The sequence below is a fragment of the Bartonella sp. MR168JLCBS genome (assembly GCF_042194175.1).
The window spans coordinates 1-1,460 of record NZ_JBHIMP010000073.1 but is presented as its reverse complement, the minus strand read 5'-3'; the positions used below and the strand labels follow the sequence as shown (position 1 = coordinate 1,460).

Genomic DNA, 1,460 nt, shown 5'->3' with positions numbered 1-1,460 from the left:
TCCACCAACAAAAGACGCTGAACGCGGTAACCCAAAAAAATTAACAAAAACTGCAAGTCCTAAAAGACCAAAAACAATCGAAGGAACAGCCGCAAGATTATTGATATTAACTTCAATAAAATCCGTAAATTTATTTTTGCGTGCATACTCTTCAAGATAAAGAGCTGTCGCTATCCCTATTGGTAGCGAAATCACTAAAACTATAGCTATCATGTAAAAAGAACCGATTATCGCAACCCCTAACCCTGCAGTCTCAGGGCGACTTGAAGCACCAAAGGTAAAAAAACCAAAATTGAATGTTTTATAAAGCGTACCATCATACGCTAAGCGTCTCATCCATTCTACTTGGCGATTAGAAACTTTGCGGTTTTTTTCTGCTACATGCAAATCAATCTGTCCTTTATAAGCAGCATCAATATTTGCTGCTGCTAAGACCTTGATTTTTCGCGTTTTTCCAATCAGCTTTGGATTCTTTGTCACCATTTCACGTAGTTGAACACGTACGCTGTTTGAAAACATACGGTTAACATCCCGCAAAGCTACTCGATTATTTTGATCTATACCAAGCTTTGTCGCCAAAGCATTTTGTACAAGAAGATAATTTGCTGTTACAAGCACCTGTGGATTTGTTTCACGCTGACCATTTGGATCAATGACCTTTTCATCCAAGTAAATCGACAGAGTCATCTCGCTTTGAAAAAAAGCTGCATACCCCTGACTCATGATCGACCATAAAAGAGCGAACAAAAAAAACAAACCAATAAAAATGGCAATCAAACCGTACGCCCGGAAACGACGTTCAGCCCAATATCGACGTTTGATGCCAATATTACGCCGATGCAAAAAAAAAGCCTCACTCATTCATATTGTTCCCGATATTTACGCATAATGTAAAGAGAAAGAATATTCAACAAAAGGGTCACAATAAAAAGCGTCGTCCCTAAAGCAAAAGCGACAAGAGTTTGTGGAGAATTAAATTCAAAATCACCTGTTAATTGATTAACAATCTTCACCGTCATCGTGGTCATTGCTTCAAATGGATTAAGCGTTAAATTTGCTGCAACACCTGCTGCCAAAACCACAATCATTGTTTCTCCAATTGCGCGTGATGCTGTCAATAAAATCGCTCCTATAATTCCTGGGAGCGCTGCCGGTATAATAACTTTTTTAATCGTTTCAGATTGTGTTGCTCCTAGACCATAAGATCCTTCGCGCAAAAAACGGGGGACAGCTGTAATAACATCATCCGACAAGGAGGAAACAAAAGGAATCAACATAATCCCCATCACACATCCAGCTGTCAAAATGCTTTGGGCCATAATAAAACCAACACCACCAGAGAGAGAAACAGACAAATCATGTAAAAATGGTCCTACAACCTTCAAAGCAAAAAAACCATAAACAATGGTTGGAATACCAGCAAGCACTTCCAACAATGGCTTCACAATTGACCGCAATCG

The 1,460-nt window shown here is 39.2% G+C and carries 2 protein-coding genes; both read right to left on the bottom strand.

Going from position 1 to position 1,460, the window contains the following annotated elements:
- Window positions 1–861, bottom strand: an 861-nt coding sequence (locus tag ACFIK8_RS09160) for a DUF3333 domain-containing protein (RefSeq protein ID WP_375669241.1), incomplete at its 3' end; no start/stop codon positions are given.
- Window positions 858–1,460, bottom strand: a 603-nt coding sequence (pstC, locus tag ACFIK8_RS09155) for a phosphate ABC transporter permease subunit PstC (protein WP_375669240.1), incomplete at its 5' end; no start/stop codon positions are given. The genes ACFIK8_RS09160 and pstC, both read right to left, overlap by 4 nt.